28 protein-coding genes are annotated in these 26,663 nt (G+C 58.1%); 18 read left to right on the top strand and 10 right to left on the bottom strand.

The genetic code is table 11. From position 1 onward, the window contains the following. The first annotated feature begins 124 nt into the window (after window positions 1-124). From JOE56_RS04610 to JOE56_RS04565, 10 genes are all read left to right on the top strand, one after another. Complete coding sequence (locus JOE56_RS04610) at window positions 125-1,390, top strand: FAD-dependent oxidoreductase (protein WP_204515035.1); 1,266 nt, start codon at window positions 125-127, stop codon at window positions 1,388-1,390. Between the two features lie 58 nt (window positions 1,391-1,448). Beyond that, window positions 1,449-2,297 (top strand): ABC transporter permease, encoded by an 849-nt coding sequence (locus JOE56_RS04605; RefSeq protein WP_204515034.1) that lies wholly within the window; start codon window positions 1,449-1,451, stop codon window positions 2,295-2,297. Next, the gene (locus tag JOE56_RS04600) at window positions 2,281-3,084 is read left to right on the top strand and encodes an ABC transporter ATP-binding protein (RefSeq protein ID WP_204515033.1); all 804 of its coding nucleotides are present in this window, start codon (window positions 2,281-2,283) and stop codon (window positions 3,082-3,084) included. The genes JOE56_RS04605 and JOE56_RS04600 overlap by 17 nt, the downstream gene beginning before the upstream one ends. A 19-nt stretch (window positions 3,085-3,103) precedes the next feature. After that, window positions 3,104-4,180, top strand: coding sequence for a glycosyltransferase (locus JOE56_RS04595; RefSeq protein WP_204515032.1), 1,077 nt, complete (start codon window positions 3,104-3,106; stop codon window positions 4,178-4,180). A gap of 57 nt (window positions 4,181-4,237) precedes the next feature. Then, window positions 4,238-5,059, top strand: a complete 822-nt coding sequence (locus JOE56_RS04590; protein WP_204515031.1) for a PI-PLC domain-containing protein — start codon at window positions 4,238-4,240, stop codon at window positions 5,057-5,059. A gap of 9 nt (window positions 5,060-5,068) precedes the next feature. After that, a complete protein-coding gene (locus JOE56_RS04585; RefSeq protein ID WP_204515030.1) occupies window positions 5,069-5,530 on the top strand; it encodes a DUF3151 domain-containing protein in 462 nt (153 codons plus the stop codon). A 59-nt stretch (window positions 5,531-5,589) separates the two neighbouring features. Beyond that, a complete protein-coding gene (locus JOE56_RS04580; protein WP_204515029.1) occupies window positions 5,590-6,876 on the top strand; it encodes an adenylosuccinate synthase in 1,287 nt (428 codons plus the stop codon). Between the two features lie 87 nt (window positions 6,877-6,963). Then, window positions 6,964-7,593 carry a PaaI family thioesterase gene (locus JOE56_RS04575; protein WP_204515028.1) on the top strand — a complete coding sequence of 210 codons (630 nt, stop codon included), beginning with the start codon at window positions 6,964-6,966 and terminating at the stop codon, window positions 7,591-7,593. 63 nt (window positions 7,594-7,656) lie between these two features. Then, window positions 7,657-9,861: a S9 family peptidase gene (locus JOE56_RS04570; protein ID WP_204515027.1), complete on the top strand. Its 2,205-nt coding sequence runs from the start codon at window positions 7,657-7,659 to the stop codon at window positions 9,859-9,861. Beyond that, window positions 9,861-10,520 carry a hypothetical protein gene (locus tag JOE56_RS04565; protein WP_204515026.1) on the top strand — a complete coding sequence of 220 codons (660 nt, stop codon included), beginning with the start codon at window positions 9,861-9,863 and terminating at the stop codon, window positions 10,518-10,520. Before JOE56_RS04570 ends, JOE56_RS04565 begins: the two co-directional genes overlap by 1 nt. Window positions 10,521-10,561: 41 nt before the next feature. On the opposite strand, the gene purL is transcribed toward JOE56_RS04565, so the two are convergent. From purL to JOE56_RS04545, 4 genes are all read right to left on the bottom strand, one after another. Then, complete coding sequence (gene purL / locus JOE56_RS04560) at window positions 10,562-12,874, bottom strand: phosphoribosylformylglycinamidine synthase subunit PurL (RefSeq protein ID WP_204515025.1); 2,313 nt, start codon at window positions 12,872-12,874, stop codon at window positions 10,562-10,564. A gap of 147 nt (window positions 12,875-13,021) precedes the next feature. Beyond that, the gene (locus JOE56_RS04555; RefSeq protein ID WP_338028622.1) at window positions 13,022-13,813 is read right to left on the bottom strand and encodes a thioesterase family protein; all 792 of its coding nucleotides are present in this window, start codon (window positions 13,811-13,813) and stop codon (window positions 13,022-13,024) included. A gap of 2 nt (window positions 13,814-13,815) precedes the next feature. After that, complete coding sequence (locus tag JOE56_RS04550; RefSeq protein ID WP_239530369.1) at window positions 13,816-14,382, bottom strand: hypothetical protein; 567 nt, start codon at window positions 14,380-14,382, stop codon at window positions 13,816-13,818. A 100-nt stretch (window positions 14,383-14,482) separates the two neighbouring features. Further along, a complete protein-coding gene (locus JOE56_RS04545; RefSeq protein ID WP_204515022.1) occupies window positions 14,483-15,058 on the bottom strand; it encodes a hypothetical protein in 576 nt (191 codons plus the stop codon). Between the two features lie 135 nt (window positions 15,059-15,193). On the opposite strand from JOE56_RS04545, the gene trhO reads away from it, so the two are divergent. From trhO to JOE56_RS04535, 3 genes are all read left to right on the top strand, one after another. Then, complete coding sequence (trhO, locus tag JOE56_RS04540) at window positions 15,194-16,102, top strand: oxygen-dependent tRNA uridine(34) hydroxylase TrhO (RefSeq protein WP_204515021.1); 909 nt, start codon at window positions 15,194-15,196, stop codon at window positions 16,100-16,102. 50 nt (window positions 16,103-16,152) lie between these two features. After that, window positions 16,153-16,281 (top strand): hypothetical protein, encoded by a 129-nt coding sequence (locus tag JOE56_RS11435; protein ID WP_275577205.1) that lies wholly within the window; start codon window positions 16,153-16,155, stop codon window positions 16,279-16,281. Between the two features lie 182 nt (window positions 16,282-16,463). Then, on the top strand, window positions 16,464-16,775 hold the full coding sequence (locus JOE56_RS04535) for a hypothetical protein (protein WP_204515020.1): 312 nt from the start codon (window positions 16,464-16,466) through the stop codon (window positions 16,773-16,775). A 69-nt stretch (window positions 16,776-16,844) separates the two neighbouring features. Here the strand turns inward: JOE56_RS04535 and JOE56_RS04530 are convergent, their stop codons facing one another. The 3 genes from JOE56_RS04530 to purS all read right to left on the bottom strand — a co-directional run bounded on the left by JOE56_RS04530 (window position 16,845) and on the right by purS (window position 19,022). Beyond that, complete coding sequence (locus JOE56_RS04530; RefSeq protein WP_204515019.1) at window positions 16,845-17,945, bottom strand: DUF6882 domain-containing protein; 1,101 nt, start codon at window positions 17,943-17,945, stop codon at window positions 16,845-16,847. Window positions 17,946-18,009: 64 nt separating this feature from the next. Further along, window positions 18,010-18,768 (bottom strand): phosphoribosylformylglycinamidine synthase subunit PurQ, encoded by a 759-nt coding sequence (gene purQ / locus JOE56_RS04525; RefSeq protein WP_204515018.1) that lies wholly within the window; start codon window positions 18,766-18,768, stop codon window positions 18,010-18,012. After that, the gene (purS, locus tag JOE56_RS04520) at window positions 18,765-19,022 is read right to left on the bottom strand and encodes a phosphoribosylformylglycinamidine synthase subunit PurS (protein ID WP_204515017.1); all 258 of its coding nucleotides are present in this window, start codon (window positions 19,020-19,022) and stop codon (window positions 18,765-18,767) included. Before purS ends, purQ begins: the two co-directional genes overlap by 4 nt. A gap of 144 nt (window positions 19,023-19,166) precedes the next feature. Here purS and JOE56_RS04515 point away from each other — a divergent pair, with 144 nt between their 5' ends. After that, complete coding sequence (locus tag JOE56_RS04515) at window positions 19,167-19,694, top strand: hypothetical protein (protein WP_204515016.1); 528 nt, start codon at window positions 19,167-19,169, stop codon at window positions 19,692-19,694. Window positions 19,695-19,775: 81 nt separating this feature from the next. On the opposite strand, the gene JOE56_RS04510 is transcribed toward JOE56_RS04515, so the two are convergent. Both JOE56_RS04510 and JOE56_RS04505 read right to left on the bottom strand, forming a co-directional pair. Continuing rightward, window positions 19,776-20,762, bottom strand: coding sequence for an HNH/ENDO VII family nuclease (locus JOE56_RS04510; protein WP_204515015.1), 987 nt, complete (start codon window positions 20,760-20,762; stop codon window positions 19,776-19,778). A 70-nt stretch (window positions 20,763-20,832) separates the two neighbouring features. Further along, the gene (locus JOE56_RS04505; RefSeq protein WP_204515014.1) at window positions 20,833-21,540 is read right to left on the bottom strand and encodes an NlpC/P60 family protein; all 708 of its coding nucleotides are present in this window, start codon (window positions 21,538-21,540) and stop codon (window positions 20,833-20,835) included. Between the two features lie 145 nt (window positions 21,541-21,685). On the opposite strand from JOE56_RS04505, the gene JOE56_RS04500 reads away from it, so the two are divergent. Both JOE56_RS04500 and JOE56_RS04495 read left to right on the top strand, forming a co-directional pair. Beyond that, window positions 21,686-22,156, top strand: a complete 471-nt coding sequence (locus tag JOE56_RS04500) for a hypothetical protein (protein WP_102238953.1) — start codon at window positions 21,686-21,688, stop codon at window positions 22,154-22,156. 89 nt (window positions 22,157-22,245) lie between these two features. After that, complete coding sequence (locus tag JOE56_RS04495; RefSeq protein ID WP_204515013.1) at window positions 22,246-22,848, top strand: hypothetical protein; 603 nt, start codon at window positions 22,246-22,248, stop codon at window positions 22,846-22,848. An 80-nt stretch (window positions 22,849-22,928) separates the two neighbouring features. Here the strand turns inward: JOE56_RS04495 and purD are convergent, their stop codons facing one another. Beyond that, the gene (gene purD / locus JOE56_RS04490; RefSeq protein WP_239530368.1) at window positions 22,929-25,190 is read right to left on the bottom strand and encodes a phosphoribosylamine--glycine ligase; all 2,262 of its coding nucleotides are present in this window, start codon (window positions 25,188-25,190) and stop codon (window positions 22,929-22,931) included. Between the two features lie 63 nt (window positions 25,191-25,253). On the opposite strand from purD, the gene JOE56_RS04485 reads away from it, so the two are divergent. Beyond that, window positions 25,254-26,294: an asparaginase gene (locus tag JOE56_RS04485; RefSeq protein ID WP_204515011.1), complete on the top strand. Its 1,041-nt coding sequence runs from the start codon at window positions 25,254-25,256 to the stop codon at window positions 26,292-26,294. Beyond that, the gene (locus tag JOE56_RS04480; protein ID WP_204515010.1) at window positions 26,291-26,653 is read left to right on the top strand and encodes a sterol carrier family protein; all 363 of its coding nucleotides are present in this window, start codon (window positions 26,291-26,293) and stop codon (window positions 26,651-26,653) included. The genes JOE56_RS04485 and JOE56_RS04480 overlap by 4 nt, the downstream gene beginning before the upstream one ends. Window positions 26,654-26,663: the final 10 nt, after the last annotated feature.

Raw genomic sequence — 26,663 nt, 5'->3', positions numbered from 1 at the left:
GTGAACATTTCAAGATGTGAAATGTGTGAGACGTCACTATCCAACCCCCAAAGTGTGATATACGTCAAATTTTGCGGGCGCTTTCTGTGTTGAGAGAGCATATGCCCTGGTGTAAGCATGAAGTATGCGTGTCGTGATCATTGGAGGCGGAGCGGCCGGTACGGCTTGCGCCCACTCATTCGTCCAGACCGTTGCTCAGGCTGAAAGCGGCATGGCTGACGAGTGTGGTGTCACGGTGGTGGACCCGCTCGAACAGCCGGTGGAGCTACCGCCGTTGTCGAAATCCTTAGCGGCCCAAGAGCTGTCCCTGGTGCCTCACGTAATGGACGAAAATGTGGTTCGCGTGCAAGGGACCGTCAGCAAAGTGCGTCCGGCAGAACCCAGCGACCGCGCTCGCTACATCGTTGAGACCGTGGCCGGAGAACTGCCCGCCGACGCGGTCGTCTACGCCACCGGACTGACCCCTCGCACACCCGCCTTTGACGCGCTCACCGTGTACGACCGCGCATCCGCCACCCGTGCCCACCAGGCCATTCATGCTTTGGCACCGGGCACCTCGGTGGGGGTCCTGGGGTCAGGGTTCCTTGCCTTGGAAATTGCCCGCGGACTCGCCGACGCCGGTCACCACCCGCACGTCTACCTGCGCGGCGACCGGCCGTTATCCAAGGTCAGCGCCCACCTCGCCCAGGCGGTCGTGGCCCTGCATGAACACGTCACATTCGTGCCACACACCCCTGAACCCGACCCCTCGCAACACCCGCTGTGGTTCGCGGCGGTGGGGGCGACCTCGGCCGGGCCTGCACTACCCAGCGCAAAGACCAACCCAAAGTCCAATCCGGAACCCAATCCGGCCCCCACCCACGCCGGCTACCCTGTTGGCCCTGACCTGCGGGTCGCGGGACTCCCTGGCGTGTACGCAATAGGGGACTGCGCGCGCATTGAGGAGGGTCCCATGAAGGGAATCGAACCCGCCGAGGCAGCCGCCACTTCCATGGGACGCTGGCTGGGCGCGGTGTTGGGTGAAAAGGCAACAGGCGAAAGGGCCGCCGGCCAGCACCCCACCGGCCAGCACCCCACCGGCCAGCAACCTACCAAAGTGGAACCCATCTGGACCGACGTCCCATGGCACTGGTCGTTCCAAGGGTCCGTACGCATCTTCACGGCGGGCCGCAACTTGAGCGCAACCAGCGGCGAACCGGTACTGCTGGGCGACCCAACTCGCAAAGCCCAGTGGCTGTTCTTCACCCCCGACGGCACGCTCGCGCGCGTCGAAACCCTCAACAACCCCGGCGCACACAATGCGGCCAAACGCGTTTTAGCCAGCCACGACCTGCCACACAGAAGTGATGTCGATCAGACTTTTGACATGCGGGCCTGGGCAAGCCGTTAAACTGGGCTGTTCCTTTAGAATCGGTTTGTCGTTACTCGCATATGAAAGTTAATCGTCAATGAATGCTGCTGAGCTGGCCTCTGCTCACGGGCTCGAACGAGTCGGAGCACGGCCGTCACTGTGGGAATATCTCCGGGAAGTGTGGCGCCGACGCGATTTCACATTTTCATTGGCGTTCTACCGTATCCGCTCGGAGAACCAGAGAAACCGTTTGGGCATGCTGTGGGTGCTTTTGCGCCCCACATTTTCAGCCCTGATCTACGGTCTGGTATTCGGATTCATCATGGCGGGGTCACGCCCCCACAACTTCGTCCCATACCTGGTGATCGGTGTGTTCATCATGGAGTTCTTCAACTCCTCGATGAACGTGGGTGGAAAATCCATCATCCAAAACATGCCACTGGTGCAATCGCTGCCGTTCCCACGCGCAGTCTTGCCCATAGCCACGGTGATGCAGAACCTCATCAACTTCATCCCCACACTGGCGCTGATGATTATCATCGCGATCTTCGGAGGAGCCCGACCACACGTGACGTGGTTACTCCTGATCCCCATGGTGGGGATCTTCTGGGTGTTCAACCAAGGAGTCGCGTTCATTTTCGCGCGCCTGACCGTCCACTTCCGGGACTTAAGCCAGATCACCCCATACATTTCACGCATGATCTTCTACACCTCGGGCGTGTTCTTTGACCCGCAACCACTACTCGAGGGACGCCCCGTACTCAGCGCGCTGTTCGACTGGCACCCCATGTACGAAGTGCTTTCACTTACCCGCGGCATCATCATGGAGGAATACTCCATCCCGTGGGACTACTGGTGGAGGTTCAGCATCTGGGCGGTTGTCGTGGTGTCGGTTGCCACGTGGTTCTTCTGGAAGGCGGAGGAGCGTTATGGGCGAGAAGACTAATCCGGAAACTACCCCGGAAAGCGTCCTCGCAGAAAACAACACGGGGTCGCTCGAAGCTGACAACCCGGTGGTGATCGTCGACGATCTGCACATCGAGTTCAAAACCCTGGCCACTGGTAAACGTATTACCAGCGGTGGAACCAAGGGCTTCCTGCAACGCAACCGCAAGTTCAAAACCGTTCACGCGCTCAAGGGTGTGTCCTTTGTGGCCAACGCCAACGAATCGATTGGGATTATTGGCTCCAACGGTTCGGGTAAGTCCACGCTCATGCGTGCGATCACCGGGCTGATCCCACCCACCCGAGGTGCCGTGTACGCCAAGAGCCGCCCCAACCTGCTGGGTGTGGGTGCGGCACTCATTCCAGACCTGTCCGGTGGTCAGAACATCATGCTGGGTGGGCTGGCCATGGGGCTTACGCGCGAAGAAATTGAAGAGAAGTATGACGAAATCGTCGACTTCACCGGCATCCGCGACTTCATGGATATGCCCATGCGCACGTACTCATCCGGTATGTCCGCGCGCTTGAAGTTCGCGATCGCCACCGCAAAAGACTACGAAATCCTCATCGTGGACGAAGCGCTGTCCGTGGGTGACCGCAAGTTCCAAAAGAAGTCCGAAGACCGGATCCGCGCCATTCGCGAAAACGCCGGTACGGTGTTCCTCGTTTCGCACTCGATGCGCTCGATCCGCGACACCTGCACCCGCACCATCTGGATTGAAAAAGGCGACTTGCGCGCCGACGGTGACACCGACTCCGTAGTCCGCGAATACGAAGCGCACAAGTGAGGTCTCGCCAGTGAGGTCAGTGAAGTCGCACAAACACTCGCTCAGCCCAGAAGCGCTCCCGTCGCTGGAACCGACCCCGGGCATCACGTACATCATGCCCGTGCTCAACGAGGAAGACAGCCTGCGTAGCGCTGTCGCCGCGGTCCTGGAACAGGACTACCCGGGGCCCAAAGAGCTGATCGTCGCCATGGGGCCGTGTACGGACAACACCGCCGAGGTCGCCGCGAGCATTCGTGACCCTCGCCTGATCGTGGTGGACAACCCGTTCGGTGACACGCCAACCGGGCTGAACCTCGCGGTCGCCAAGGCCCAGTACCCGGTTATCATTCGCGTCGATGCACACTCGCAGCTAAGCGCCACGTACACGCGTGAAGCGGTTGAAACCCTGCGGACGACCGGGGCGGCGAACTGTGGTGGACTCATGCACGCCCAGGGGAAGACGGCCTTCCAAAAGGCGGTGGCCCGCGCCTACATGTCCCGCTTGGGTCTGGGCGGTCCCGCATATCATTCGGGGGATGAGGCGCAGGAGTCTGAGTCGGCGTATTTGGGGGCGTTCCGGGCCGAGGTGTTCGACACCTTGGGTGGTTTTGATGCCACTCTGCGCAGGGGGCAGGACTGGGAGCTGAACCTGCGGATTAGAGAAGCAGGCGGAAAAGTCTGGTTCAACCCGCGCATGGAGGTCACGTACTGGCCACGCACCACGTGGAAGAAGCTGGCACAACAGTTTTACGCAACGGGTATTTGGCGGGCCGAGATTGTGCGCCGTCACGGCTCCAAGAACGGGATCCGATACTTCGTGCCACCCGTCCTGGTCATTGGGTTGAGCGCTGCTGTGCTGGAGGCGATCGCGCAACTGACTGGGGCCACTAAACGCTGGCCCAAATGGTTGGCCCGTTTCACGTCCCTGGTACATATCCCCAGCTGTGCGTATGTGAGCGCCATCGTTGCGAACACTCTGCGCCAAAAGGACGCAGGTGTACGCGAAAAAGCATGGTTCGCAGTAGTCTTGCCCACCATGCACATCGCGTGGGGATCGGGATTCCTGCGGGGCCTTGTCACCGGAGCAAACAAAGACAACGTCGACCGTAGCCGGTAGGGTGTTTGGCTTCCGTGTGCCACCCAATACCATGGGTAGAGCAGAGAAAGGACCAGTGTGCCAAGCTCACCTGAAAGCAAATCTGAACGACGAACAATCGCACCGCTCATTGCCGGTGCAATTGTTGTTGTTGCAGTTCTCGCCGTTGTGATTTTCAACTGGCTCAAACCCACCCCGCAGCTCACTGTGGACATGCTGAAGTCCCCGGTCGTGGGCGGATACGCCGCCGGGGGAGATCTCTATCCACCCACCTCGGACTTTGCAGTGGGAGAAATGGCAAAGTTTGGGTACCTACCTGAACTGCCCGTGGCTCGCACATCCGACGGAGTTCTGGTCGCTGCCACCGATTCGGTTCTGTCTGAACGCATGGGCATGAATAAGCCGGTCAGCGAAGTTACATCAGAAGAGTTCTTGAACACACAGATCACTCCACCTACTGAAAACGGGAAACCCAGCTCCCCGCTCACCATTGAAAAGGCGTTGACCGAATACGGAAAATCAACCGTTTTTGTTTTCACGATTGAGGCAGAAAACGACGCCCGTGATGTAGCCGAACTGGTCAAGGAACACTCACAAGTCGAATCCGTGATCTTCCGTTCACAAGACCCCGGAGTCCTCAAGGTGGCGCAAGATGAGAACATCACGTCGATTGTGCCCAATCCGCAAGGTTCCCCCGAAGAACTTAAACAGGCCGGCGTGGACATGGTGGACGTTGGCGCAGACGCTGACCCGCAACCGTACGTGGACGCCGATCTGAAAGTGTGGGCGCACGGGGTGAAAGACCCCAACCACCTATCCGATCTAGCTACCAAAGGTTTCTACGGCGCATTCTCTGGCAACCCATTCAGTATCCAACCGTCGTCGGTCAAAACCGACTGAGGAGGCACAATGAACCAGCCCATTGGAAAACCCGTACGCATTGGCAACCTAGACGCACAACAACTGGGTCCACAGCCCACCTACCTCCCAGAGGACCACCCAGACACGGAAGTCGCTCAGCTGGTCGAAGCTGGGCACGAACCCCTGGACATTGCTAAAGACCACCCGGCGAGCTGCCTTGCGTGGGCGCTCTTGGCTAATGAAGCCTTCGACGAGGGACGCCTGGTGGACTCCTACGCATACGCTCGAGTGGGCTACCACCGCGGACTCGACGCCCTCCGCGCAGCCGGTTGGCGCGGTGCGGGACCCATCCCGTGGAGTCACGAAACCAACCGTGGATTCCTGCGTTCGCTCTACGCTCTGGGGCGTGCGGCAGCTGGGATCGGTGAGGCAGAAGAAGCACAGCGTGTAGAGAAATTCCTGCGCGAATCAGACTCTGAAGCTCTGGCTGAGATCGAGGCCGGAAACTAGGCCCTCACCCGGGTCGATACACTTAATCTGGACGTATTTTCTCGTGTGGAGGAACACTCATGCCAGCACTCGTGGTCGTAGGCGCTCAATGGGGCGACGAAGGAAAAGGAAAGACCACAGACATTCTGGGAACCCGCGTTGACTACGTGGTGAAACCAAACGGAGGAAACAACGCGGGCCACACGGTGGTTGTCGGGGGCGAAAAGTACGAACTCAAGCTCTTGCCCGCAGGGATCCTCTCACCAAACGTCGTGCCCGTGATTGGTAACGGTGTGGTCGTGAACTTGGAAGCACTGTTCCAAGAAATCGACATGCTCGAAAGCCGTGGAGCGGACACGTCGAAGCTGAAAATCTCGTCCAACGCCCACCTTGTAGCGCCCTACCACCAGGTGCTCGACCGGGTCACCGAACGCTTCTTAGGCAAGCGCGCAATCGGGACCACGGGACGCGGAATCGGGCCCACGTACTCCGACAAAGTGGCGCGCTTGGGTATTCGCGTCCAAGACATTTTCGACGAATCGATTCTGCGCCAAAAGATCGAAGGCGCGCTGGACCAGAAGAACGAACTCCTGGTCAAGGTTTACAACCGCCGAGCAGTCGAAGTTGAAGAAACAGTCGAATACTTCCTCAGCTACGCAGAACGCCTACGCCCCTACGTATGCGACACGTCGCTTCTGCTCAACCAGGCACTCGACGAAGGTAACGTGGTCGTCATGGAAGGTGGCCAAGCCACCATGCTCGATGTCGACCACGGAACCTACCCGTTCGTCACCTCCTCCAACCCCAGTGCCGGAGGTGCTGTCGTCGGTGCCGGTGTAGGACCCACCCGTATCTCTCGCGTGATCGGAATCGTGAAGGCCTACACCACTCGCGTGGGTGCCGGGCCGTTCCCCACGGAACTTTTCGACGACATGGGAATCTACCTCCAAAAAACGGGAGGCGAGTTCGGCGTCAACACGGGACGACCTCGGCGGTGTGGGTGGTACGACGCCGTCATTGCCCGCTACGCAGCGCGCGTTAACGGATTCACCGACTACGTACTCACCAAACTGGACGTGCTCGACGGGTTGGACGAAATCCCTGTGTGCGTGGCCTACGACGTGGACGGCGAACGCTTTGACGAAATGCCAGACAACCAGTCCGACTTCCACCACGCGAAGCCCATTTTTGAAACCTTCCCCGGCTGGAAGGAAGACATTTCGGGTGTGCGCAACTTCGAGGACCTGCCCGAAAATGCGCAGAACTACGTGCTTGCGTTGGAAAAGATGTCGGGTTGCCGTATCAGCGTGATTGGTGTGGGTCCGGATCGCGAACAATCGATCGTTCGACACGAACTTCTCGACTAGGATCGCCGTACCGCCATCGGTGTGACGCACCCCACATGAGGGTGTTCGCCGGTGGCTCCACACCGGCGTGACTGTGAAGGGAACACGATGGCACTGTCTGAAATGGACGCGTTTGAAGCACTTGAAGCACTGAAAAAGGTCAAACGCGATCCTGAGCAAGTGGCAGCGTGGTCGGACATGATCCACGAGTTCGTGCGCACACAGGATCTCATTGCGCGTGCGAATCCGCCTGTGGACCAGATTCGCCAGATCACCGAACACCTGCGCGCAATCAATCAGAGCGCAGAACAATACGAAGCCGATGAACTGCACCGCCTGTGGCGTGTGAGCCGGTCGGACAAACAGCGCGGCCAGGCGCTACTCCCAAAGTTCACGCAGGCACACAAAGATGACGACGGGGTGTTTTCCGTTCACTTGAGGTTTGGCGCGTTCTACCTGGGTGCGAACCGTGTGGTTCACGGAGGAGCGCAAGCTCTGGCATTCGACGAAGGGCTGGGGTACATGATTATGGCCAGCGACCAGCCCTATTCGCGCACCGCCTACATCAAAACCGAGTTCCGTGCCCCAACACCCGTCGATGTGGACCTCACCATGCGCGGGTGGATCGAAAAAGTGGACGGTCGCAAAATTTTCGTGCGTGGCGAACTCGTATGGGACAACACCGTGTGTACAACCGTCGAAGGTTTGTGGGTCGCGCTCAAACCCGGGCACCGCTAAACCCGGACACCGCTAAAACCGTGTTTCACTTCACAGATGAGGTGACGCGGGTAGTCTGGTTCCATGACCTCGGAAATGACACCGCCTGTAGCGAAAAAAGTTCCCTCTGAACGCACCCACCACGGCGACACGTTTGTCGACTCATACGAATGGATGCGCGACAAAGACAACCCAGACGTCATCACCCACATCGAAGCCGAAAACGCGTACACCCAAGCACGCACCGCGCACCTGGACAGCCTGCGAGACGACATCTTTAACGAGATCAAAACGCGCACCAAGGAATCCGACATGTCGGTGCCGGTTCGCCGGGGCAACTTCTGGATGCTCACCCGCACATTCGAAGGCAAAGACTACCCAGTCATGAGCCGGGTACCCGCCCTGCCGCTGGACCACCCCGACGCATGGGTGCCACCTCGGGTTGACGACGAACCGGGCGAAAACGAAGAAGTCGTTCTGGACCTCAACGCTGAGGCCAACGGCCACGAATTCTTCTCCCTGGGCGCGTTTAGCCTGGACGAAGCGGGCAAACTGCTGGTGTGGTCCGCCGACTACACCGGGGACGAACGCTACACCGTGAAGGTCCGCGACGTACACACCGGTGAAGACCTGGACGACACGATCGAAAACACGTTCGCCGGCGCGTTCATCGACCCCACTGGAAACTACATCTTCTACACCACGGTCGACGAAGCGTGGCGGCCAGACACCGTGTGGCGTTACGAGATCGGTTCTGAAACTGAGCCTCAGAAAATTTTCCACGAACCCGACGAACGATTCTTTGTGGGCGCAGGCTTCACTCGGTCACACGAATACCTGATGATCGTGGCCGGCTCGAAACTCACGTCCAGTGCGTGGGTGATCCCCGTGTCCAACCTTCAGGCCCAGCCACGCTCTGTGTGGGACCGCGAAGACGGCGTGTCCTACGCGGTCGACCACGCGGTGATCGCAGGCAAGGACCGGTTCGTCATTGTGCACGATCGCAACACCCCGGACTCGGAAGCCGTTGTGGTGCCTGTCGATCTGAACGCGTCTGACACGCAGTCGGTGCTCGCCGCCTCGGAACCCCTCATCCCACCCACGGACGGCATGCGGGTCGAACACGTGGAGGCGTTCGAAGACTTCCTGGCGGTGACGTACAGGTCCGGCGGGTTCGCGCGGGTGGGGGTCATGGAAATCGCCGAGGTGCCAGACACCGGGCAGGGACCCATCCCTGGCGTAGGTCAGCTGAAAGAGGTCGAAGCCGACGAACCCATTGGGACCATGGAAACCGGGGCCAACCCCGAATTCGCGCAACCGACCTTGCGCTTGAGCTACGAATCGTTCATCACCCCACCCACCCTGTTCCAGCTGGACACCCGAACAGGCGAGAAAACGGTTCTTAAGCAACAGGAAGTGCTGGGCGGTATCGACTTCAGCCAGTACCGCCAGGCACTCGTGTGGGCAACGGCCGAAGACGGCGAAAAGATCCCGGTGTCTCTCGCATGGAACGCGCTGAAGGTGCCCACAGGATGGGCCCCGGGGACAGACGGGGTGGGGACGACCTCGGCCCCCATGGTCATCTACGGATACGGAAGCTACGAAGTATCCGCTGACCCCAACTTCTTTGTCAGCCGCCTCAGCGTGATGGAACGCGGCGTGGTGTGGGCAGTTGCGCACGTGCGCGGTGGCGGCGAAATGGGCCGCCACTGGTACGACAACGGCAAAATGCTGGCCAAGAAAAATACGTTTAGCGACTTCATCGCGGCAACCAAACATTTGCACGCAACAGGTGTGAGCGCACCGGAAACAACCGTGGCGCTGGGTGGCTCTGCCGGAGGACTGCTCATGGGAGTCATTGCGAACGATGCCCCGGAACAGTACGCCGGGATCTGTGCGCTGGTGCCGTTCGTGGACCCGCTCACCTCGGTTCTGATGCCGGAACTGCCACTGACGGTGATCGAGTGGGAAGAATGGGGAGACCCGCTGCACGACCCCGAAGTGTATGCGTACATGAAGTCGTACGCGCCATACGAAAATGTGGGGGAGCACCAGTACCCCAAGATCCTGGCCATCACCAGCTTGAACGACACGCGTGTGCTCTATGTAGAACCAGCCAAGTGGGTGGCACGCCTGCGTGAGGTTGGGGCGGACGTCATCATGAAGACCGAAATGGTGGCCGGTCACGGTGGCGCATCTGGCCGATACAGCACGTGGAAAGACCGGGCATTCGAATATGCCTGGGTGCTAGACACGCTGGGGCTAGCAGGAGTTAAGGATGTGAGTTGATGCGCTCGCCAGTACCAATCGCGGTCCCGTACCTACTATTTGTCGCAAGTTTCGTGGTGAAGTCGGTAGCGTCGACGCTTGCGGTTGTAGGTGTTGTTCCACGTCAGAACGCGTTTGAAGCCTCCGTGCCAGTGAATGTCGTGGCCACCCTAGTATCGCTCATTCCTGGAGTCGCGGCGCTCATCGTTCTGGCCTGGGGCAAACCAGTGCGACAAATCGTATCTATAGTTCTGGCTGTTGTTGCGCAGGCCGTTTCGTTGTTAGTTCCTTTTGTTCTTACTGATGATTCGCTTGACACTAACTCCACACTGCTTATGATGCTCTTACCCGTTGCTGGAGTCATGTCCTTAGTCCTGCCCTTCTTCTTGATGATGAGCGCGTGGGTCGTTGCGGCGTCCTATGCTCCGTGGATGTTCGCAGTGGCACTCGTAGCCTCGATTGCCAAACCAGTGCTGTCTGGTCTGGCAGGGCTCGCGGGAGCTCTGGTGGCCTTAGTAACTCGATCGTCAGCCGGTATGATTGTGAGTCCCGTGCTAGAACTCGTTCTCACCGTCGTGGTTTTCACCGGCGTGGTTCTGGTTGGGCGCCATATGACAGTGGGAATGCCCACCACAGACAGCGATCGTGGATTTTCGATATCTGACAGAATTGGATGGTAGTGACGGTAAGTGAGCTAGCCCGGTGGCTAGCTCACTCTGTTCTAGTCGAAGAGGAGTGGCAGAGTCCCGCCGTGCGCACTGGCCAGTTCATCCAGCGGCAAGGAGAAGTGGTCCACCAGCTCCAATGAAGGGGTGTCGTTTTCGCCCGCATCAGTCATTCCGATGCGTGCAAACGCAAAACCGCGTGCAGTACACATGTCCTTGAAACGGACCTCTTCGGAGCGTGGAACTGCCACGATAGCGCGCGCAGTCGACTCGGAGAAAAGCGCAGTGAACAGGTCGATACCGTCACGTTCACACACTTCGTCAAGCCACACGCGAGCACCCATGCCAAAGCGCACACACGCTTCGACAAGCGCCTGCGACAGACCACCTTCCGAAAGGTCGTGAGCCGTGTCGATCATGCCGTCGCGTGAGGCATTGATGAGGATCTGAGCCAGTTCTTTCTCTTGCTCTGGGCGGTACTCCGGTGGGACACCACCCAAGTGGTTGTGCATGACATCGGCCCACGCGGAACCGTCAAGTTCGTCATACGTAGTACCCAGCAAGTAGATAGTCTGGCCAGCTTCGCGGAACCCAGACGGGGTGCGTCGTGAAACATCGTCAAACACACCCAAAACACCCACAACGGGCGTCGGGTGAATCGCTACCGCGCCAGTCTGGTTGTACAAGCTGACGTTACCGCCGGTGACGGGGATCCCCAGGTCTTTACACGCAGTTGCAAGCCCTTCGACGGCCTGCACAAACTGCCACATGATCTCAGGGTCTTCAGGTGACCCGAAGTTCAAACAGTCAGTCACGGCCAGAGGCTGTGCGCCAGCCGTTGCCACGTTACGGTGAGCTTCTGCGAGAGCCAGGGCGGCGCCTCGGGCGGGGTCAAGGTAGCAGTACCGGCCGTTAGCATCCGTTGCCAGGGCAATGCCCAAGCCGGTTTCTTCGTTCACGCGAATCACGCCAGCGTCGTCGGGGAAGGCCATGGCCGTGTTCCCCTGCACGTACTTGTCGTACTGCTTGGTGATCCAATCGCGGCTGGACAGGTTAGGCGACTTGGCCATCTCGATTACTGTGTTGCCCAGTTCGGAGCCACCCGTTGGGTACGACAAGCCGGCGGAACGTACGGAATCCGCGCGCACCTCGGCGGTCCATGAAGGCTCCTGATACGGACGCTCATACACCGGCCCGTCGTGGGCGACAGAGCGCGGTGGCACATCCACAATCACGTCGCCGTGCCACTCGATGACCAGGCGACCGGTGTCCGTGACCTCACCCAGGATCGAATACTCGACTTCCCACTTCTGCGCGATTTCTTCGAAGCGCTGCAGGTTTTCTGGCGTGACAACCGCCATCATGCGTTCCTGCGATTCGCTCATGAGGATTTCTTCAGGGGTGAGCGTGGGGTCGCGCAACAGAACGTCGTCCAGGGCGATGTGCATTCCACCGTCACCGTTGGACGCAAGCTCAGACGTGGCACACGAAATGCCGGCGGCACCCAGGTCCTGGATACCTTCGACTACCTGGGCCTGGAACAGTTCGAGACAGCATTCGATGAGGACCTTTTCAGCAAACGGGTCACCCACCTGGACGGCAGGTCGCTTGGACGGTTTGGTGTCGTCAAAGGACTCAGACGCCAGGATCGAAGCGCCACCGATTCCGTCGCCACCCGTACGGGCACCAAACAGTATGACCTTGTTGCCGGTGCCGGAAGCGTTGGCCAGGCGAATGTCTTCGTGTTTCATGACACCCACAGCGAGCGCGTTGACCAGGGGGTTTCCTTGGTAGACCGGGTCAAAGATGGTTTCGCCACCAATGTTGGGCAGACCCAAGCAGTTACCGTAACCGCCGATTCCGCTGACTACGCCGTGCACCATGCGTGCCGTGTCCGGGTGGTCGATCTGACCAAAACGCAACTGGTCCATGACGGCAACCGGGCGAGCACCCATCGAGATGATGTCGCGCACGATACCGCCCACACCCGTGGCGGCACCCTGGTATGGCTCCACGTAGGACGGGTGGTTGTGGGATTCGACCTTGAACGTCACGGCCCAGCCTTCACCGATGTCTACGACACCGGCGTTTTCACCCATGCCCACGAGCAAGTTCTTCTTCATTTCGTCAGTGACCTGCTCGCCGAACTTGCGCAGGTGCACCTTCGACGACTTGTACGAGCAGTGCTCCGACCACATGACCGAGTACATGGCCAGCTCCGCGCTAGTAGGGCGGCGGCCCAGGATCTTCTTGATCTCTTCGTACTCGTTTTCTTTCAGTCCAAGTTCCGCGTATGGTTGCTCGACCTCGGGGTGTGCAGCGGCGTATTCAACTGTTTCTTTCACACGCTTGTCGGCAGCGCTTGCCATAGGGATCCCTTTCTGAAGGCACGTCCATACGTCTTACTGCGAAGTCTACCTGTTGCAGGAGGTGAGGGGCGTTGTTGGGGACGCCGCCGAGGTCGTTCCGAGTGTGGTTGTGTAACGGCACCTTGCGAGTGTGGCGGGGTAAGGCGACTACGGCCGGACGGTCAGGCACTGGGTGACGGCGGCGAACGGTCCGTGTTGGTCGTGGACCCACGTGTGGGTGAGTCCCAGCCCGCCGTCGCCAAAGCTCACTGTCACGTCGTAGCCTTGCCAGTCTGAGGGTTGACCGGGCTGATGACTGAAGTCTGGGACACGGAAGTAGTGGATGTCCAGGTCCACGTTGGGGAAAGCGACCTGGGTTGGGTCTTCGCGAACGGACAGCCCGTTGGCGACGTCGAGCATCCCGGCTGAGCGGGCGAGGGCACTGTAAGGTTCGTCGACGAGGTCGGCGTGGGTGCGCTGCCACACCTGTGCCCGGCCGGGCTCTTGCTGGGTGCGGAAACCTTCGAAGGTTTTGAGGTAGTCGCCCTGCCAGTCGATTTGCGGGGAGTAGGGTTCCATGTGCTCCCGAGGTGGTAGCTGGCTGAGAGCTGTCCCGGCTACGGAGGAGGAGTCGCTTGGTTTCATGAGCCAGGCGCGGGCGATCACGATGGTGCGCTCGCCGTGATTCAGGGTGGCTTCGACGAGTTCGATTGTGCGTCCGGGGCGGATTACGCGTACGTCGAAGTCGTATGGGCCAATGGGCACGACACCCAGGATGTCGAACTTGAGGCTGCCGATCACCAGGTCGTCATCGCGCCTGGCGTCGCGGTCGGATTCGATGATGTGGGTGGCCAGACCCAGGGTGGGGGAGATGTGTTGTTCTTCGACATTCCACGCGCCCGATGTGAGCTGGGTGGCCGTGTACTGGTGCGCGCCGGTGCGCTTGAAGTATGAGTCCATAGTCATTTCGTTGGGTCAAACTGAATCGAGTCAATAATAGCGTTCATATCCTCATCCGATAGCTCCAGCGCCATAATTTCGACGCCAGCCACCGCGCTATCGCCCTCGGTCGAAACGAACACCCAAGCACCACGCAAAGTACGGCCTGTTTTTTCGTTAGTTGTCCAGGTGGAGAGCTTCGCTTCAGTGGCGTTCGCGATTTCAAGATCTTTGGATTCGTCTAGTTTGAATTCGCGCCCATACGTCGACCGGAACTGCGCATTGGTTTCGAAGTATCCCATTGTTGCTTCAGCTGTTGGGCCTTTTTCATGATCGGAGCTCATCCGAACAATGTCTGTTGGTTCTTCTTGTGAGTTGGCCCAGGAGCTGGTGAAGCCAGTGAGTGTGGGTTTGAAATCGGGATTCTTAGACCATTGTTTAGGGATGACTACTGAAATACGTCCCTCAGACACACGCTGCCCATGTGATTCCGCGGGTTCGTCAGTGTCGCTGGAACCACTAATCCCGCACGAGCTCAGCAATGCGATGATCGTGGATAAAGCTAAAAGCTTGAACACTTGAGTTTTCATTCTGGTTTCTTCCCTAAATCTGGTGAGAGTCTGCCAATCCATTTCCTGCTCGGCTTCTTCAGACCTTATTTGGCGTTCCTGCTCATAGAGTTCGCCATGGTCATTTCGTTGGGTCGAACTGGATGGAATCAACCATGTTATTAATTTCGTCTTTAGTCAGTGTTAGTGCCATGATTTCGACGCCTCCCACAGCCGGATCATCGTCAGCGGACACAAACACCCACGCGCCATTTACAGTGCGACCAGACTTGTCAATGGTTGTCCAGGTGGTGAGTTTCGCTTGGGTGGCGTTCTTGATGTCTAGGTCTTTTGAATTGCCCAATTTGAAATCTGGTCCGTGTGTAGATTTGAACATTGCGTTCGCTTCAAAGTACCCCATATTGGCCTCTGCATTGGGCCCCTGACCCTGATCCGAACTCATCCGGACGATGTCAGTGGGATCTTCGTGAGAATTTGCCCAAGAGGTTGTGAAACCAGTGAAGGTCGGTTTAAAGTCTGGATTTTTGGACCATTCTTTGGGGACGACAACTGAAATACGTCCCTCGGAAATCCGCTGTTCATTGGAGTTGTCGGGTTCATTTGTCTCACCCGCATTACCTATTCCGCATGAGCTGAGTGAGCTGAGTAGAGCGACGATAGCGGATAGAGCTATGAGCTTGAATACGTGCGTCCTCATGTGGGTCTGGTTCCTAAGTTCTGTGGGAGTATGGGGATCTTTTTCTATGCTACGTGTTAGGGACGTGGATCGGTATGTCTCCCGGTTGCCTAAGCCGAGCGCATCGTTTCACCCACAGGCGATAAAATTGGGGGCATGTCCGTCACGAAGATTGTTCTGTTTTATGTTTTTACTCCGCTAGCCGACCCCGAAGCGGTCAAACTGTGGCAACTTGCCCTGGCTGAAAACTGCAACCTCAAAGGTCGCGTGATCATTTCACCAGACGGCATCAACGCGACTCTGGGCGGAGACATCGACGACGTCAAACGGTACGTGCGGACCACCAAAAGCTACGCGCCATTTAAGAAGGCCGACATCAAGTGGTCGAACGGCCAGGGTGACGACTTCCCTCGTCTGTCGGTGAAAGTGCGCCCAGAACTGGTGACGTTCACCCGGCCTGAAGAAATCAAGGTCACAGACAAAGGCGTTGAAGGTGGGGGAGTGCATCTCAAGCCTGGCGAGCTCCACAAACTTGTCGAAGAACGCGGAGACGACGTGGTGTTCTTCGACGGGCGTAACGCGATGGAAGCGCAGATCGGAAAGTTCAAGAACGCGATTGTGCCCGACACTGAAACCACGCGTGACTTCATTGCCGAAATCGAATCCGGCAAGTACGACGACCTGAAAAAGAAACCAGTCGTCACGTACTGCACCGGCGGAATCCGTTGCGAAGTACTCAGCGTTCTTATGAAGAACCGCGGCTTCGAAGAGGTGTACCAACTCGATGGCGGTATCGTGCGCTACGGCGAGACCTACGGCAACTCCGGCCTGTGGGATGGATCGCTGTATGTGTTCGACAAGCGCATGCACATGGAATTTGGTGACGGAGCTGAGTCGTTGGGCACATGCGTTGCTTGCGGCACCCACACACCTATTTTCGTGAACTGCGCAAACTTAAGCTGCCGCAAGCAGTTCTTGCGGTGCGAAGACTGCACGGAACGTAATGAGCACCGATTCTGCGATGACTGTGTAGAAGCGGGATTGGATACTGTAGCCGCCCAGTAACCAAACCGGACCCACAGTTACGCCAACAACTCCTGACTGCCTCTCAAGGCATGGCCACAATCCTTGAACGCAACTTCACTACGTGGAACCAAAACGAGTTCGCAGAAGGCCAGATCCACCCGGTGAAGTATTTGCCACACGACACGAGCCGAGTGTGGTTCGTCGAAAAGTTGGGGTAGGACTGTAGGACTAACGGCCGAACGAGCCCATCTTCCTTAACTGCGCAAATCAAAGTTGTCGCAAACAGTTCCATCGGTGCGAAAATTGTACGAAACTTGAAACGAGCCCGTTCTGTGACTCATGCGAACAGATCGGCCAAGCCACCTCGACCACGCAGTAGGAATTTATGTAGGAGTCCACCGTGAGTATGTCGTTCCCTATATTCCTGATCCTGGCACTCGGGATTGTTTTTGGGCTAGCAGTCATCATCGTCGTTGCCATTGTGGTGATTGTGACATCCAACAAGAAACGCAATGCTAACCCTCCACAACAACAGCACGTTCACCCACCGCAGGTGCAACAGCACGGCAGTGCTCCTCAGCACCAGGCGAACCAGCCACAGGCCCACCCGTCAAACCCCGCACAGCCACAGATGAATCAGCCGCACGTGAACGGCACCAACACCCAACCCCCGAGCTTCAACAAGGGCGGACAAGGTAACAACCCTCAATAAAAGCAAACGCTATTAAGAGGGCCGGGCATGCCCACCACAGTGGCATCCCCGGCCCTTCATCACGCGACTTTAGCGACCAAACAGTCGGCCAAAGAAGCCCTTCTTTTTCTTCTTCGGTTTCTCTGCTTCAGGTGCAGGCTCCGGCGCAGGCTCTTCTTTAATCGCAGGTTCTTCCTTGGGCTCGGCCTCGCGCTGAGTGACAGGTTCGGGCTCTGCTGGCACGGACGCAGCCGGTTCTTCGACGACCTCGGCGGCGGGCTCCTGTACGGGGACGTCCCCAACGGTTTCGTCTTCCACGGCAGCCGTCTGTGGGAGCACCTGGTCTGCGGAGTCTTCCGCGCCCGAGGTGACACTCGGCTCTGGCTGGGGAGCCACCTCGGCGGTGGGAGCCTGCGACTGCTCAACCGGAGGTGCGTCTTCAACCTCAACACGGACCAACTGAGGTTCAGCAACACCGGCGGCGCTGAGTTGCTCCGCAGCCTCATCGCTGAGTGGCTGGGCCACTTGGCAGTTCGTAAGACGGTTGAGAGAGTCGAAGGTGAGGTCTGCCGAACCGTCTTTCAACAGCATGCGCAAACCGTCGCCGTGCTCAACGACGTGGAAGCCACGCAGGCGTCCGTACTCTTGGATGGCCGTACGGTGGTTGGGAATGTCGGTGACAGACAAGCCGGCTGCCAAAGCCTTCACCACTGGGCGGATTTCAGGTTCACCCAGCTGAAGCTGCGGGGCATCCACAATGAGCCACGCGGTCGCCGGTCCCACGGTCAGCGGGACGTGGAACAGGTGGCCGGTGATGACTTTCGATGCGATGACCATGCGTAGGGCTTGGTCGTCGTCAGTGTCGAACTCGGGGTCGGTGAGTTCTGGAATCTGGTGTTCAGCACCGTACTCGCGCACCGTGCGAGAAAGCGCAACCGCGGGTTCTTTCCAGTCGTTGTCCGGTGACCAGCCCCAGCGGAAGGTACCGTAGTTGGAATCCGTCGACCCGATCATGTGGGGACGGCCGGTAAACCCGTTTTCGCCAGACAGCTCGATGAGTGGAGAGTCTGAAAAGTCCACGTTCCAGTCGTATTCGGAATTGGCTGTAGTGCGTTCAAAAACCCATTGAGCTTCCGTTGAGATGAACACGCCTGAGACAACAAGGTCGGTGAGTGCGGGACTTTCTTTCATGGTGTCCTTCCTGGTTGACGCCCGGGTGAGCGCGCCGGTTTACGCCTGGGCGGGGTGCGCCGGTTTACGACTTCGTCAAGTGCGCGATGACCGAGGTGAAGAACCCCTGCCCGTCAACACCTGCGCCCATGTCGCTTCCAACGGCCGAACCGAACCCAGCTTCGACAGCGTGTTCGGGGTGCGGCATGAGGCCAACGACATTACCTTCAGCGTTCGTGATACCCGCGATGTCGCGCTGGGAACCGTTGGGGTTGTAGCCCTCGTAGCGGAACACAACCCGACCTTCAGCTTCAAGTTCGTCAAGCGTACGCTGGTCGGCCTGGTAGCTTCCTTCGCCGTTCTTGAGTGGGACCGTGATGATCTGGCCCTGTTCATAGGATGTAGTCCACGCGGTGTTCGCGTTTTCTACCCGCAGTTTCTGGTCGCGGCAAATGAACTGCTGGTGGTCGTTACGCACCAGCGCGCCGGGAAGTAGACCCGATTCGCACAAGATCTGGAAACCGTTGCAAATACCCAGAACTGGCAGGCCGCCTTTAGCCGCGTCGACGATCGCTTCCATGATGGGCGAACGTGCAGCGATTGCCCCGCAACGCAGATAGTCGCCATAGGAAAACCCGCCTGGTAGGACTACCGCGTCGACCGTTGCCAAGGAGGTGTCGGCGTGCCAGAGTGGGACGACCTCGGGGCCGGAAAGCGCGGTAGCGCGGGCGGCGTCACGGTCGTCAAGGGACCCTGGGAACGTCACCACACCCACGCGAAGGCCCTGGGCTTCAGGTGCCGAGGTCGTTGAGACCGGCGCGCCAATGAGCTGATCGGTGGTCACTGGGCATCACCGGTGACTTCGTGAACGCCTACAACGTCTTCGATGACTGGGTTGGAAAGGAGGTCTTGAGCGACCTGCTTGACCTGCTCCAACACCTGTGGGGTGATTTCTTCATCGATGGTGAGTTCGAAGCGCTTTCCCTGACGAACATCGAAACCGCTCACGCCTGAACGTTCCAGGCTCTGCGAAATTGCCTTGCCCTGGGGGTCAAGAATTTCCGGCTTTGGCATGACCTCGACGACTACACGTCCCATGGTGCTCCTTGGATGCAGGTGGGAGGCGGAAGACCCGCCACAGTTCATGTGAAGTCTATCAACCGGCGGTACTCGGTGGCAGTGGTGCGGGCGGGCACCCCTATAGTTAAGAGTACATACCCCCTACATCCCTAAGGAGTCACAATGGCGAGCCCGTTGTATGTCGCTCGAAACGGTTCATACGAAGAGTTCTGTGAAGTCTTTGACGCTGAAAACAACGATGCCACCACGATGCTTTTGGGCGGTTTGATCAACCGCGACGCAGATGCACGTTTTCGAATCAGCAGTGACATGCTGGATAAAGGTGCTGACCCGTGCGCGGTAGAAGAAGGCCAGAACACTCTGTCACTGCTATTGGGTGGACATGACCACTTGAGTGAAGGTGACTGTGAACTGGTTAAGCGCCTGGTGGACGGTGGCGCGGACGTCAACTTCCGCAACGGACAAGGCGCTTTGGTACTTCGTCTGGCGATCGTGATCCGTGCTGACGACGATGAAGTGCGTCGCCCCGTATATGAAGCGCTATTCGGCTCAGCGGATTTGGACTTGGACCTGCCGAACAACGAACGGAACCCCGTGAATACCGTCGGGAAGTGGCTACGGATGAATGTCGATGGTCGCCCTGGCAAGCTCGACGTTCTTGACGAATTTCTGAAGACTAAAGGTTACTGAGCGTTGTAAGCGATTACGCATCTAGAAAAGTGGGAGGGTGTGCACTGCGTGTGCACACCCTCCCACACTTACTGCTCGTTATTATTGGTCGGACTTATCCTCGTCAATGTGGGACTGGTTGCGTTTGGGGTCCTCAACTTTATAGTTATTGGGATCCGTGTATTCCTTGAGGAACTCGTCTTTACTGATATTGCCGTTCATGTAGTCGCTGTGCGTCTTGCGGAACTCGTGCCCTGTTTTGTGGCCCATGTCCCACTTGCCGCCACGGTTTTGCCCAGGTTTCCATTTGACTGAGCGCCAGTTGTCATCGATGTCTTTGACATAGATTTCGTCTTTTTCAAGCTTCTCAGGGACGAAACCGTTGTCATCCATCTCCAGGTCGCCGTTCTTGATGTCTTCTAGTTGCTTGTCGCGTGACTGCTTCCAGACTTCTTCGACCTGGCCGTCAGCGTAGCTGGGCCTTCTCTTTTTGTTCGAGTACGGGACACGGTTTCCGTCACCGTCGTAGACATAGCCGTCCTTGCCTTTGACAAAAGGACCGTCAAAGCCCTGCGGGCTCACGTCAACAGCCTCACCTTTGACCGGGCCGTCCTTCTTGCCTGACTTGGAGCTGTCCTTCTTCGAATCGCCCTTGGAGCCACTCTTCTTGCCGGAGTCCTTACTCTTGCCCGAGCTATTGCCGGATTTCTTTCCTGAACTCTTGTCAGACTTCTTGGAGTCCGAGCTCTTGCCTTTTGCGTTCTTGGCTTCTGCTTTGGATTTACTGTTTTCCGGCAAAAGTGGACAGTCGTTAGCAAGAAGATCAACGGCTCCCTCGCGTGCAGGGGAAGCAATCGTGGCAGCTAGGGCCGGTGTCGGGTCAGAGTTTACTGTGGCAGATGCCTTGAATGGGCTTTCATGAAAAATTGGGCAGATGATACGGCCCAGTCCGTTGCTCATCATTGAGCCGATAGGTGTTGCGATGATACCGGCAATGACAATGGCCGCAATAACCGCGATGCCAATGTATTCGATGCTTCCTTGACCCTTTTGGGCCAGTTTTTTAGTGCGCGAAAGTAGCGTGCTCATGGTGGGGATCCTTGAGTACTCGGGGATGGGTAACTATTGCGTTGAAGAGTTAGAGGGGGAATGGGGCAGTTTACAGTCCGTTTTTCCGGAACGGGACATAAGATCCGTCGCCGTCGTAGGGGTACGAGATTGTACGTGCGGTAGCGCCTACACCACCAGCTTCTTCGAGTGCGTAATAAGACGTGTGTGAGTCGTCAGTCCACCCGTTGAAAATGACGACGTGTCCGTTGGCGCCCTCAGAGCCTGGGCCACCCTTGAGCAGAATATCTCCTGGCTGAAGCTCATCTTTAGGAATCGGGTGTGCTACCTGCGGGAGTGTCACCGTGCTGTAGCTGTTATCCAGCCCCCATGCCATTGAGACGAAACCTGAGCAGTCTGTGCGGTACTGCTTTCCGTTTGGGTCATTTGTGTAGGCCTCCATCGAGTATGGAACGCCTCGTTCTACCCAGGATTTTGCTCGGCGAATGATCTCTTGGCGGTCAGGGGATTCCGCTTCATCCGGTCCGGAGGTGTCTTCTGGGATCGGCTGAGCGTCACTTGCGTTGACGAATGTGCGGTTGTCATCGTCGCACGTTCCGTCTGAACTGTGACCTGAGTTTCCAGTTGTCACGGTGCAAACAGAGGCTTGGGTTCCAGGCACAAGATGCTTGGCGTACGGAAACGCCATAATGCCGGCGATAATGACAGCAATAATGACAGCGACACCGATGTACTCAATTGTGCCAATGCCGTCTTCACCTGAGTTTGGACGCTTGTATGCTGTTGTGACAGTCTGCATCGTGTTTTCACCTGTGGTCAACGTGGGGATAGCGAGGGAAGCCGTTTTTAATGGTAGTGATTGGCAACATGAATGTCTTGGGCACAGGGGCCCAAGAATTGCCCAAAGCGTGTGAGAATCAGCAGACGAATGAACAGGAGAAGACATGGACTCCATACTCGACTGGTGGAAAGTTGCACTGCCCGCCGTGGCCGCAATCTACTTTGGGTGGAGATTCTTTGGTCACCGAATTCGCAACCTGTGGGACAAGAAAGCGTGGAAGGAAGACGGACACATCGTTGCCGTCGATATCAGCGTCACCAACCACGCGCGGATCAAGGGAGACTTCGCACCTCTGAACACACGCGTAGTTGCGCGGTTGAAGTCAGGCGAAATAATTGTCGATGGTTGGGCTGAAGACACCCGCTGGGTGCCCCGTGAAGTTCGGGCGCAAGTTTTCGCAAACGGAGGCCGTGTGATCAATCAGTTTGAACCCAAAATCAACAGCGCAGATCCCCGCGAACAACAGGATGCTATCCGGCAAATGAAGGAAAACTACTACAGGTACTGGTTACGTGAACCAGTACCTGCAACGGTGTGTATGAGCAAGAGCGGGCGATGCTCAATCACCACGTGACAGTGTTAGCCTTGGCGCGATGATGTCTTGTTTTGGTACTGGGACTACATGTCAGTAAGTCGGCTAAAGAGGTACGAACCGTGAAGAAGATGAAGACGTTTACTACGCTGGTTGCTTCCGTTTTGGTTGCCGCTCTGATGTCCTTGAGTGTCGCCGGATGTTCGAGTGAAGACCCCGGCGCTGTTGATAACCCGCAAGACAAACAAGACAAAACAGACGTCTTAGAGGTGAGCTCGGGGCCACTCACCGTTACGGTGCCAAAAGACTGGGTGAAATTCGACAAAACTAGCGATCCTGAAAGCATCAAGGACCCTTGGGTTGTGGGTGCACGTGATAGTGAAACAGGGATGACCACCCAGCTCCGTCTCACCAAGAATACAGGCGAGAGTCCACATGTAGACGCTACAAATCAGGCTGTGCTGTACGGCAATGTGCTAGGAAATTCCGCCGATATTAGTCCAAAAGGGGTGGACAAGGTAGACGTCAAAGGTGCGGATGAGGCTCAGGTTGCTTATTTCGAAGTTAAAGATGCTGACGGTGACTACTGGAACGGACTTTTCATGTCCGCCGGTAACCGTGAAACTGGAAACGTTTCTACGATGGAGCTGATCAGCTTCCGTGGAGAAGGCTTTTCGCAGGATGATGCAAAAGACCTCATCGCAAACGCCACATACGACAAGAGCAAAGAGTAAACCCTAGAGGTACCTAACTCGTGCCTCTGTGTAATGTCTCTATGGCAGGTTTTCGCTGGGGCTACCCGAGGATCCCCGGACTACCCAGGGAACTTTCGTCCTGTTAGCCTTTCAAACGCCTCGATGTAACGGGCACGAGTAGCCTCGACTACCTGGGTAGGAAGCTGAGGCGGTGCCACACCAGAGTCTTTATCCCACCCGGACTCTCCACTGGTCAGCCAGTCACGTACGAACTGCTTGTCAAAGCTGGGCTGCGACTGTCCCTCCACGAAACCTTCCGCATCCCAAAAACGTGACGAGTCAGGCGTCAGAACTTCGTCACCCAACACGATCTGTCCCGTGAAGTCACGGCCGAACTCAAACTTAGTGTCAGCCAAAATGATTCCGCGCTCCGCCGCAATCGAACGGGCACGTTCAAAAAGAGCCAGCGTAAGCGACTTCAACGCCTCCGCATCGCTGTCACCAAGAAGTTCAACCGTTTGGTCGAACGTGATGTTTTCATCGTGGTCACCCAATTCAGCTTTAGTCGCCGGGGTAAAGATCGCGGGCTCTAGCTTAGACGCCTCGCCCAAGCCTTCTGGCAACTCGTTGCCACACACGGCCCCAGTCTTCTGGTAGTCCTTGAGGCCAGAACCGGTGAGGTGGCCACGTGCCACGCACTCAACCGGGAACATACGCAACGGCTTGACGATCATTCCACGGCCTGCGACCTCGGCCGGAACATCAACCGTCAACACGTGGTTACCAACCAGATCAGACACCTGATCAAACCACCACGCGGTCAGGCCAGTGAGCACCTTTCCTTTGTCCGGAATAGGCGTGGGAATCACGTGGTCGTATGCAGAAATCCGGTCAGACGCAACCATGAGCAAGCGGTCCGCATCGTCCATGTCCTTAGCTTCAACAGGAATGTACAGATCGCGCACCTTGCCGGAATACACGTGCGTCCACCCTGGAACCTGCGGAGCTTGCGAGGCCCACCACGCAACCGAGCTACGGGGAGCGCGCGCACCTTCCGCTGCGTTCTCAGACACGCTTTCAACCTCGCCGGAGCCTGCCGCCACCGGCACGCGAATAGCACCCTGCACGGCAGCTGATGCAATGTCGTTGCGGTACGTTTTGCCTTCCCACGTGATCATGTCGCCTGCGCGGTACGCCAATTCGCGTGCTTCCTGCAACGAAGGCGCGTTAGCCACGACTGACAGGACACGACCCCCATTGGTCACTACCTCGCCCTGATCATTCACCGCAGTTCCAGCGTGCAACACCATGACACCGTCAACAGCGCCAGCCTCTTCCAAACCGGCAATCGGGTCACCCTTACGCGGCGACGCGGGGTAACCTTCAGCAGCAAGAACCAAGGTGACGGACGCATCCGTACTCCACTCCAGATGCGAGTACTCGTTCAACCGTCCCTGTGCCGCAGCAAGCAAAAGCGCGCCCAGGGGAGTCTCTAAACGCGACAGCACCGACTGCGTTTCCGGATCCCCAAATCGCACATTGAACTCGACGACCTCAATGCCGTTCTTCGTCAGCGCCAGCCCGCAGTACAGCAACCCCACGAACGGAGTCCCGCGCCGCGCCATCTCATCGACAACCGGCTGCGCTACCTGCTCCACAATCTCGTCAACCAGGTGATCCGGTGCCCACGGCAGTGGCGAATACGCGCCCATGCCACCCGTGTTGGGCCCCTGGTCGCCGTCCAGTGCCCGCTTGAAGTCCTGTGCGGGAGCTAGCGGCACGGCCGTGGTGCCGTCGCAGACCACGAAGAGGGACACCTCGGGCCCGTCAAGGAAGTCTTCGATCACCACACGGTCAGACTCCTCCAAACACGCAACCGCGTGGTTGAGGGCCTCGTCGAAATCCCGGGTGACAACGACGCCTTTCCCTGCAGCCAAGCCATCGGCTTTCACCACGTGAGGGGCGCCAAAACGGGTGAGGGCTTCGCGGGCTTCCTGCGCCGAGGTCGCCGCCACCGACGCTGCCGTTGGCACCTTGGCGGCGTCCATGACTTCTTTAGCGAAGGCTTTCGAGCCTTCTAGCGCGGCCGCTGCCTGAGACGGGCCAAACACTGCGATTCCGGCTTTCCGCAAAGCATCGGACACTCCCGCAACCAGCGGAGCTTCCGGCCCAATGACCACGAGCGACGCATCGCATTCTTGAGCAAGAGTGGTCACCGCTTGGGGGTCGGCCGCGTCAACGGGGCGGGTTTCGCACATCACGTCGATTCCCGGGTTACCCGGGGCGGCGATCACGGTATGCACCATGGGGTCGCGCGACAAAGCGGCCACTAGAGCGTGTTCACGGGCACCAGAACCTATAACTAAAACCTTCACGCTCATAGCCTATCGTCTGGCCCCACACGTGAGAACGAGTACGCGGTGCGGGTTCGTTAGGGTAGAAGCGTGACTACACACTCTGATTCTCAACCGTCATCTGCACGCGCGACGCTGACACTGGACCACGCAGCCGAACTCGCCATTGTCGAGCGAAGTGGCTTCATCGAGTCGCGTCACGCGGGAGTCGCCGTGGTCGTGGACCCAGACGGGGCGGAAGTTGTGAGCTTGGGCGATCCCACCGCCCCTGTTCTTACCCGCAGTTGCCTCAAGCCGCTCCAGGCGATTGCAGTGTTGGAAACAGGCGTTGCCCTCAACGGGCCTGAACTTGTGTTGGCAAGCGCCTCCCACCGGGCCGAATCGCGCCACATCGACGTGGTTGAGCGGATGCTTCGCGAGGCCGGTCTCACCGCTACTGACCTGCAGTGCCCCAGTGTTCTCCCCGCCGATCCGACCAACCGACGTCGCGTTGGGGACAATCCGTCGCCGGTGTTCTTTAACTGCTCAGGTAAACACGCCGCGTTTTTGGCAGCACAGGTCCACGCGGGCGAACCAACCGATGCGTACCTGGACCCGGACTCCTTCATCCAACAGCGAGTCCGCGAAACGGTCACCGAATACTGCGGTGAAGCCCCCGCCTTCACTGGTATAGATGGGTGCGGGGCTCCCGTTCACGCGGTGTCCCTGACCGCCCTTGCCCGAGGTGTTTCACACGTGACTGCCGGTCGCACCCTTCCGGGTAAAAAATTGGTGCAAGCCGTTTTGGACAATCCCTGGGCTATACAAGGTCAGGGGAAGGCCAACACGGTTGCGATTGAACAGCTGGGCGTGTTCGCTAAGTTCGGCGCCGAAGGTGTGCTGGTCATGGGAACTCGCGAAGGCTACTGCGTGGCAGTCAAAGCACTCGACGGTTCAGGCCGCGCGACAACCTTTGTGGCACTGGAACTCCTGGCGCACATTGGCGCACTGGACGCCCGTGAAGTTCTCAAGGTATTACCTCACGTCACGCCAGCAATCACGGGTGGGACAAACCCCGACGGCACCACAAGAACCGTGGGAAGCATCAGCGCTGGTGCCGATCTCTACGCGGTCCTGCAAGGACACGCATGAGCATCCGTAGGCGCATAAAGGTGGAAGCCGGGCGCAAAGCCTTACACGACTGGCGTGAAACTGACAGCCCGGACCGCACCACTCGCGCCACGGCCGTGCGCTACAGCCTGGAGGAACTCGCAACCCGGGCGCCCGGCAACACCGTCGAAGTGCGCGTCCCGCCGTTTGGTGTCACCCAGTGCATCGCGGGCCCAACCCACACGCGGGGCACGCCACCCAATGTCGTCGAAACGGACGCAGACACGTGGCTTGCACTTGTGACTGGTTCGCTCACCTGGTCCCAAGCCGTGGACCAAGCTCGGGTGAGTGCTACGGGCACCCGCTCCGACCTCGGCGAATACCTACCTTTGTGGCCGTAACATGACCGTA

Origin of the sequence: Brevibacterium paucivorans, from assembly GCF_016907735.1 — a bacterium.
Taxonomy (GTDB): Bacteria; Actinomycetota; Actinomycetes; order Actinomycetales; family Brevibacteriaceae; genus Brevibacterium; species Brevibacterium paucivorans.
Note: the sequence above shows the minus strand (reverse complement) of the source record. Positions and strands in the feature narration are given on the sequence as shown.